Source organism: Cupriavidus sp. 05T313, assembly GCF_056396665.1.
The window spans coordinates 22,506-28,563 of sequence record NZ_JBFTLX010000061.1 but is presented as its reverse complement, the minus strand read 5'-3'; the positions used below and the strand labels follow the sequence as shown (position 1 = coordinate 28,563).

Annotated in this window: 8 protein-coding genes and 1 pseudogene; 2 read left to right on the top strand and 7 right to left on the bottom strand. The window is 60.3% G+C overall.

The window, feature by feature from the left end; all coding sequences use genetic code 11:
• From AC1DKD_RS15950 to AC1DKD_RS15935, 4 genes and pseudogenes are all read right to left on the bottom strand, one after another.
• A pseudogene (locus tag AC1DKD_RS15950) lies at positions 1–759 on the bottom strand (hypothetical protein); the annotation flags it as partial.
• Complete coding sequence (locus AC1DKD_RS15945; protein ID WP_441626862.1) at positions 722–1,186, bottom strand: hypothetical protein; 465 nt, start codon at positions 1,184–1,186, stop codon at positions 722–724. The pseudogene AC1DKD_RS15950 and the gene AC1DKD_RS15945, both read right to left, overlap by 38 nt.
• Positions 1,187–1,207: 21 nt before the next feature.
• Positions 1,208–1,474 (bottom strand): hypothetical protein, encoded by a 267-nt coding sequence (locus tag AC1DKD_RS15940; RefSeq protein ID WP_441626861.1) that lies wholly within the window; start codon positions 1,472–1,474, stop codon positions 1,208–1,210.
• Positions 1,475–2,553: 1,079 nt separating this feature from the next.
• Complete coding sequence (locus AC1DKD_RS15935; RefSeq protein ID WP_441626859.1) at positions 2,554–2,733, bottom strand: hypothetical protein; 180 nt, start codon at positions 2,731–2,733, stop codon at positions 2,554–2,556.
• Positions 2,734–2,857: 124 nt separating this feature from the next.
• Here AC1DKD_RS15935 and AC1DKD_RS15930 point away from each other — a divergent pair, with 124 nt between their 5' ends.
• Positions 2,858–3,334 (top strand): hypothetical protein, encoded by a 477-nt coding sequence (locus tag AC1DKD_RS15930; protein WP_441626857.1) that lies wholly within the window; start codon positions 2,858–2,860, stop codon positions 3,332–3,334.
• Positions 3,335–3,676: 342 nt separating this feature from the next.
• On the opposite strand, the gene AC1DKD_RS15925 is transcribed toward AC1DKD_RS15930, so the two are convergent.
• The 3 genes from AC1DKD_RS15925 to AC1DKD_RS15915 all read right to left on the bottom strand — a co-directional run bounded on the left by AC1DKD_RS15925 (position 3,677) and on the right by AC1DKD_RS15915 (position 5,241).
• Entirely contained in the window at positions 3,677–4,039 is a 363-nt protein-coding gene (locus AC1DKD_RS15925; RefSeq protein ID WP_428178902.1) for a hypothetical protein, read from the bottom strand.
• Between the two features lie 291 nt (positions 4,040–4,330).
• Entirely contained in the window at positions 4,331–4,714 is a 384-nt protein-coding gene (locus AC1DKD_RS15920; protein ID WP_441626855.1) for a hypothetical protein, read from the bottom strand.
• Between the two features lie 191 nt (positions 4,715–4,905).
• Positions 4,906–5,241 carry a DMT family transporter gene (locus tag AC1DKD_RS15915; protein WP_441626853.1) on the bottom strand — a complete coding sequence of 112 codons (336 nt, stop codon included), beginning with the start codon at positions 5,239–5,241 and terminating at the stop codon, positions 4,906–4,908.
• 319 nt (positions 5,242–5,560) lie between these two features.
• Between AC1DKD_RS15915 and AC1DKD_RS15910 the strand changes: the two genes are divergently transcribed.
• Positions 5,561–6,055 carry a hypothetical protein gene (locus tag AC1DKD_RS15910; RefSeq protein WP_276286667.1) on the top strand — a complete coding sequence of 165 codons (495 nt, stop codon included), beginning with the start codon at positions 5,561–5,563 and terminating at the stop codon, positions 6,053–6,055.
• Positions 6,056–6,058 lie beyond the last annotated feature (3 nt).

Below are 6,058 nucleotides of genomic sequence, written 5' to 3'. Positions count from 1 at the left end.
GTCCCGATACAAAACCCACATCCACGGCCCGGCGACTGCGGCGAATGAAACGCATCCACTTACGGCGTAGAGCGCCAAGTCGTTAGCGGTCGCGCGCGGGCTCCGCCACGACAGGGAGCAAAGCAACGCAAGTGTGATTGCCAGGGTTGGAATGGCTGCCGTGAGTTTGAGTCCTGTAGCCATCCCGAGCGAAAGGCCGGCAATGACCAGCGCCATTCTGGTAGTCAGGTTCCCTCGATGCGAGGCGAAGATCGCCCAGATCGCCAGCAATGCAAGCGCGGTTGTCGTCCACTCGCCCGAAGTGGTATTGGCCTGGGAATACCCTGCAGCGCCGACCAGCGCAAGGAAGCAAGCCAACCCGCGATTGATTCTCGGGGCCCAGCCAGGCGCTCGATGGGCGACGCCTATGGTCCCAATGATGTTCCATGTGACAAAGACAGCCAGCCCGAATGGGATCCCCATGAGCAGCACCGAAACGTAGTCAGGGAACGTCGTGGCACAGTAGTAAAACGGAAGGTCAATTACTGGGTTGAAGAATGTTTGCAGTTGGGCTGGATACAGATCGACGCTCAGCCGATCGTTGAGCAGCGCCCATGGTGCATAGTAGTGATAGTTCAGCAGATCCCAGCTGAGGTCCTTGCCGCGAATCATGGAAATGATGCAGCCCAGAAGGATGCTTGCTCCCAGCTTGGTTATTCTGCAGGACGGGTGAATCCTTTGCTCATACCAGTTTGCGGCTACGGTCAGGCTTCTTCTCATGTTCGCTGTGCACATCCTCATCTCCTGGCAAGGGCGTGAGCGGCAGCACCCGCCGCGCCTTCTCGGCAACACGCCGGTGCTTGTCCTGCGCATCTTGCCACGTCGCGGAGGTGAATATCTTGTCGATGCCGGGGGCGATCAGGTGGGTCAGGAAAACTGGTTTGTCGGTCATCGTGTCCGACCATGGGCAGAAGCATGTCCAGACGCGGGCATCCTGCTCGGGAAGGTCAGTGCGCAGCACGAAACGTTTGAACCAGCCCCTCAGAAATTCATGATGGGCGTTCCCGTCCAGCGTATGGGCCGGCTGGCCGTAAGGGTTCAGGACGTACAGCCGCATGCTGAACGGATCGCCATAGGCATCCGGCGTGCCGCCACGCACGGCGTGGCGTAGCGCGCGAACCCAATTCTCTGGGGTGTAGGGGGGCATGGCGGTGCGCGGTACGGCTATTCAGCGGCGGGGGAACCGCGCGCGCAGCAGTGTCTTGACCGCCGGGCGGGCCACCTTGATCCGGTGGTGCTGGCCGTCCTGCTCGAAAGACAGGTAGTCGGCCGTCCACATCATCTTCTCAATGTGCCGCGTCTCGATGCCGTGCACGGTGACGGCGCTGGCCGTGACCGTGACGTGTTCGCAGTCGAGGCGCAGCTCGGCCGTGTCGCCGGGCAGGAACTGGGTTTCCAGAAAGATCGAGGCAGCCTGGTAGGTCACAGGGAACATGCCATCTCCTGACGGGTGGCGTAGTGGCGCTCGCCGCGAGCTGGAAGCTGAGCGAAGTGCCCTGGTAATGGAACGCCAGGCGGTCAATGGTCCACGGCAGCGCCATGATCGCCGAGGCATCGACCCCCGTCAGCGTGAGGGTGGCGCCCGCGGCCTGCGCGGCGGCCTCGACCTCCGGGTTCCAGGTGTCAGCGGTGAGCAGCGGATCGTCTATGGGCAGGTGGGAGCAGCGGATGGCCAAACGCGCCGCCCCATGGGACTGGCTGTACAGGTAGACTGTGTCCGGATCGCAGGTGAACATGGGCGCACTCTGAAAGTACTGTATGGATATCCAGTATAAGAGTCGTCCGAATGCGGGTGCCGAAAGTTGAGTTAACTGTATGGATATACAGTGTCGCGAGATGGTGTCGTGTCCATCAAAATATTTTCGTGGCACTGGACGTGGCACCAAGAGAATCATATTCGGAGAAATCGGCTTCCAGTAATAGATATAGCCGAATTTATGATTCCTGCTGGCGGACCATAGTACGGTTCGTAGAAGTTCTCTGAAGTCCTCCCCTCCCAAGTAGATCAAGGCCTCGCGGGCTTTCGACGTTCGCCGAAGTTCGCCGGGAGCCGTTGGCATCCGCGTGTTTTAGGGGCATTAGGGGCATCAATAAATGCCCCTATATTTGGTGCCCCTAAACGATGCCCCGTACCGTCTAGCCCTTAATCCTGAAGTACTAATCCCATTGTTGGGCGTGACTATCAAGCGTACATTTGTGCCAACTCTCCACCAAAATAGGACTCGCAATGACATATTCAGTCGCGGCAACTTGTCCGTACTGCAAGACTGTTCGTCGGTTCGGGGTAGAGATGACGGTGTTGGAACTGCCTATGACGGTGCGGCATCGGGTGAGGTGCGGCTGCTCTGAGAGCTGCGGCCAAGAATTTGACCTTGATATTCGCGTGAACTACGTCACTCAGGCTTCCAAGCTTGGGGAGGCAGTTGAGGCGGAGCAAAGTGATTCCTCGTCGCTACCGCCGCCGCCATTGCCTGGATTGCCCGAGTGCCCGACAGGTGGGGGTGTCCCTTTGGGCTAGCTTTGACGCTGGATAGGCGCTGGCTGATCCAGCCGCATATCCGCAGGGTGCAGTCGCATAAAGCTGCGCACCCGCACCCGCAACGGATCCCGGCAGGTCAGCCAGTCCTCCCATTCCGCTCGCGGCACGATGATGATCCCCCGTTCTTCCTTGCCTGGGGCGTGGAAGCGATTCATCAGCAGGTGCTTGTCCGCCGCTCGTGGGGCAGATCATGATGCCCGAGGGAAGGCCGTCGGCAGTTGGCCGTCCCGCAACACTGCTTGCATGACGCGTGAACGATTGCGAAAATCGCGAGCGTCTTTGGACGAGACCGACGAACGCGCGTCGCAATCGCAATACGCGCTCAAGAAACTACCCATGAGAAAAATAGCAACGGTCTTTCTGGCGTTTGCAGTCGCCGGCTGCGCAAGCCCGGCGGCGCCGAATTTCGTGAACGGGAGATATTACATGGCAGGCGATTCGACATGCGAACGATACAGGGTCCTTTCGCCAAGTCGAATCATGTGCTTTAACTCGGACGGTCAGGCAACTGGATACAGAGATGCAATGACCGATCAGCAGTTGCAGATGTATCAGTTCAATCAGCAGATGGCTGCCCAGCAAATTCAGCAGACCAATGCGCAATTGCAGCAGCAAAACCAGCAACTGCGGCAACAGCAGAACGCATGGCTTCAAACGCCGCAGTACGTGGCGCCGCAAGCTGCGCCTCTGACACCACAAGCCGGCAATCAGATCCGATGCATCAACACTGGCCCGGTTACTAACTGCCGATACTAGTGAAGGCGGAAAAGGCCAAGCGAGCCCAAGAGCGCCACCGCGGGCGGATCGACGCCATAGACGACGCGCAGCAGTTGGCGTTCTTTGGGGGGGGCGTGGTGGCGCGGCGCAGCTATTCAGCGGCGGGGGAACCGCGCGCGTAGCGGCGTTTTCACCGCTGGCCGGGCAACCTTGATCCGGTGGTGCTGGCCGTCCTGCTCGAACAACAGGCAGTCGGCCGTCCACACCATCTTCTCGATGTGGCGGGTCTCGATACCGTGACACCTTCGCGGTCGAGGCGCTGCTCGACCGTGTCGCCGGGCAGGAACCGGGTTTCGAGGAAGCTGGAGCCAGCCTGGTAGGTCACAGAGAACATGCCACCTCCTGACGGGTGGCATAGTGGCGCTCGCCGCGGGTGCGCAGGCAAATCGAGCGAGGACCTGTGAACTGGATGCTGTAGGCCAGCAGGAAGCTTAGCCAGGCGCCACGGTAATTGAACTCCAGGCGATCGATTGTCCACGGCAGCGCCATGATTGCTGCGGTGTCGATGCCGTTCAGGACGAGCGTGGCGCCGGTGGCTTGTGCCGCTGCTTCTGCCTCGGGATTCCATGTGTCGGCGGTCAGCAGCGGATCGTCCACGGTGATTCGCTCGCAAGGGAAGGGTGCGGCGACCGCATCGGCTGCGCGGCGGAACAGGAAGACKGTCTCGATATCGCAGGCGAACATGTCTCTCTCACTGGTACTGTATGGATATCCAGTATAAGAGCCGCCTGAATGTAGATGCTGAAAGTTGAGTTAACTGTATGGATATACAGTGCCTCAAGGCGGCGACGTATCCATCAAGATCATCTACATTCGTGGCACCACGAAAATCGTATTCTGGTAAATCGGCTTCCAGTATTGGTTACAGCCGGTTTTATGAATCCTGCCGACGGGGCATAGCCTGGTTCTGGTTCGCGAAAGTTCTCCGAAATCCCCCATTCCCAAGTCAATCAAGGCCTCCTTCGGCCGGTGGCGCTAGCGGCCCTGGGCGGGCAACGCCTTGATCGTGGCGGTGCCATCTTTCTGGACGTCGGCGCGTGCCAGGGTTTTGAGGGCGATCGTCCTGTTTGGCATCCTCAGCACGACGATGATCGCGTCGCCGTGGATGTTCTTCGCCCAGCAGCCGGTATCCCAGGTGCCGCGATTGGACGCATCGCTACGATAAGACGCATAGAAGCGCATGTGCGCGGCATCGACGAACGGCAGGTCGCACTTCTTGTTGATGAACAGGACGGTCGGAGATTGCAGCTGGACAGTTTCCCCGACTTTCATGTTCTCCGTCGGGTAGATGTACGCGTCCTCGGCTGACGCTGCGGCGCACAGCAGTGCTGTTGTGGCGGCCAGTATCATCTTCTTCATGTCGACTCCATGGGGAGAGCAGAGCGAGTTGACGATCCCGAAGCAACGCTTCGGGCAGCATATGAACTGTCAGGTGCACATCCCTTCTTGCAGAAATTGTACGGCTGACGTTTCCGGTCGGCCAGAGGCTTGCTTGGCTGCGGCCATCGCCTCGCCGCGCAACGGCGGCGGGCTTGCGCGACGCCGTTGCCTCAGTGCGCCGCCCCCATCTTCGAAAAGAGCTGGATCACCGCAACCCCCGCGATGATCAGCCCGATTCCTGCCCATGCCGCCAGGTCCGGTACCTGGCGATAGAGCACGCTGGCGATCAGCGTGACCAGCACGATGCCGGCGCCGCACCAGATGGCGTAGGCAATGCCTACCGGCACGGTCTTCATGACCTGCATCAGCAGGAAAAAGGCGCCGACGTATCCGGCTACCACCAGCAAGCTTGGCCACAGGCGCGTAAAGCTCTCGGACGCCTTGAGGCTGCTGGTGGCGATGACTTCGGCCGCGATGGCGAGGGCCAGGAGCACATAAGCGTTCATCGGTAAGTCCTTCTTTTTGGCTGCCGTTGGGGCCACATTTTCCCATACCATTACTGGCCCGCCGGATGCGCGGCAACCGCTGCGGGTGCCTGCGGTGTACAGTACAAACCACAGTCGGTGCGCGCGCACACGTTGGCGATCCCTCCTTTCGGGTGGTTGTCCGGCACCGTGATGCGCACTTCAATCGGTGTTGGGTGCTTCATTGCAGAAGCACCGGCGATCCGGTTGATCGCCTGCGGGGTGTTCGCGGTAGTCCCGACCAGTTGGCAGACGTCATAAAGCCAACGGCGGGGGAGTCAGGTTCTCAGGGGGGGGCGCCATGAATGGCGAGGATGAGGTACAGACCGTGTGGCCGCAGGTGGAGGGTCACGCGACGGGTCAGGGAGTATGGCGGAACACGATTGCGGCGGCGGATGTCGCGCTGGAAGAAGCCTCGCGCATCCAGCGCGGCGTGCAACATAACCTGAAGCTCCAGCAGGAGGTGAGGGCGCTGCGAGAGGAGCTGCGCAAGGCGCATGGCGAACTGGACCGCTATCGTGGCATGCATGCGCGCGTGGTGGTGGGCATGCGGCAGCTGGAAGAGGATAACGGCGCCGAAATCAGCCGCTTGCGCGCCGAGAGCGAAATGCTGATGGTGCGCCACCGCGTCTACAAGCTGCTCGCCGAACACTACGCGCTGACCGCATTGCGTTTCGAGCCGTCCACATTTGCAGAGCACCGCGACCGGGTGCTTCAGCACATCCTGTTCCAGCGGCGCAARGGCACGCCGCTATCCGGCATCGGTTCGGCGGACATCGCCTTCCTGCTGCTTTAAGCG